Consider the following 1,319-nt stretch of genomic DNA (forward strand, 5'->3'; position numbering starts at 1 on the left):
TCTCATCCGGGTCAAGCTTCTCTTCGCAGTCATTGGTGGCCCGGTTCGGTTGGGCCGCTGCATGCATGTGCCGGATCGGTCGCGGAGCGCCCAGCTTAGTCTCGCGCTTCACGTTGCGCAGCAGCCATTTTCGGCATCATCCGCTGACGTCGTCCGGTGAGGGACGATCCCGTCGTTGATCTTTGGAGGTTCAGTTCATGTGGCACTCTCCAATGATCTTTGACGGAATTCTGTGCCATCCGCCCACATGCGGTGCATGACGACGGCAAGCTTCCTGGCAACAGCGACGACAGCGCGACGGCGGCCCTTCCGACGCATCAAACGCAGCCCCCAGCTCTTGATCTCTGAGCTTGCAACGGACCGCATCATCATAGCGTTCGCTGCGGCGTAGAGCGTAGACCGAACATCTGGATCGCCCGCTTTCGAGATACGACCTGGGTTGTCCATCTCGCCGGATTGATAGCGTCGCGGCGTCAAGCCGAAGTGAGCCGCGACAGTTCTTGAACTCGTGAAGCGTCCGGGGTCATCTACCGCAGCTTTGAAGGTCAGAGCAGCGATTGGTCCCACGCCGGGGATTGCCATGAAGCGCAGGCACGTCTCGTCGTGGCTGGCGGCCCGTTTCACCCGCCGGTCCAACTCGCGATATGCCGTGAAGAGCATCGCGCGGGCATCCAGCAGCGGCAGCAGAGCATGTGACAGGTCTGGATCTGCATCAATGATTGGGCGCACCCGCTTGTCAAAGGATGCCTGATCTACCCGCGGCGGCAATCGATGCCCGAAGATACGGAACAGCCCGCGGATCTCGTTCGCCAAGTCAATACACTTCCGCTGGACTGCCTTGCGGCTGCTCAGCAGCGCACGCACGGCATGCGCCTCCCGGCTCTTCATATGAACTGGATTGAACCAGCCCGACCGAAGCACTTGGGCGATCCCGCGAGCGTCCGTCTTGTCGGTCTTGTTGCGCATCGCCGACAGAGCGGCGTTCACCTGTCGTGCTTCCATGCAGACAACGTCGAAGCCCGCGGCTTGCAGTCCAAAGAAGAGGTGCTGGCTCATCGCGCCAGCCTCAAAGCCAATCCGCAGGCCTGAGGATGGAAATCTCACTAAACACTGCGTGATATCTTCGATCTCACACGCTGCCGAGCGTTCAAGAAGTGCATTGCCCTCCGCATCAATCACGCAAATCGCAACCGATCGCAGCGACACATCCAGTCCCACAAAGTAATCCATCTTGTTCTCCTCAGATTGCAGAAAGCACTGCAATTCTATCGAGAACCTGACCCAGCTATCCGGTCAGCCCGATTACCCATGCTTTGTCC

General features: G+C 59.2%; 1 protein-coding gene. It reads right to left on the reverse strand.

Annotated elements, in window-relative coordinates; genetic code table 11:
• Window positions 1-195 precede the first annotated feature (195 nt).
• Window positions 196-1,230 (reverse strand): IS110 family RNA-guided transposase, encoded by a 1,035-nt coding sequence (locus ACFMBG_RS24080; RefSeq protein ID WP_421057165.1) that lies wholly within the window; start codon window positions 1,228-1,230, stop codon window positions 196-198.
• Window positions 1,231-1,319: the final 89 nt, after the last annotated feature.

Source organism: Leisingera coralii, assembly GCF_049056525.1.
In the GTDB taxonomy this organism is placed as follows: Bacteria; Pseudomonadota; Alphaproteobacteria; order Rhodobacterales; family Rhodobacteraceae; genus Leisingera; species Leisingera coralii.

Bases quoted from the DNA above. Each gene is read 5' to 3' on its own strand.
- ACFMBG_RS24080 (WP_421057165.1), bottom strand. From the start codon at position 1,230: ATGGATTACTTTGTGGGACTGGATGTGTCGCTGCGATCGGTTGCGATT.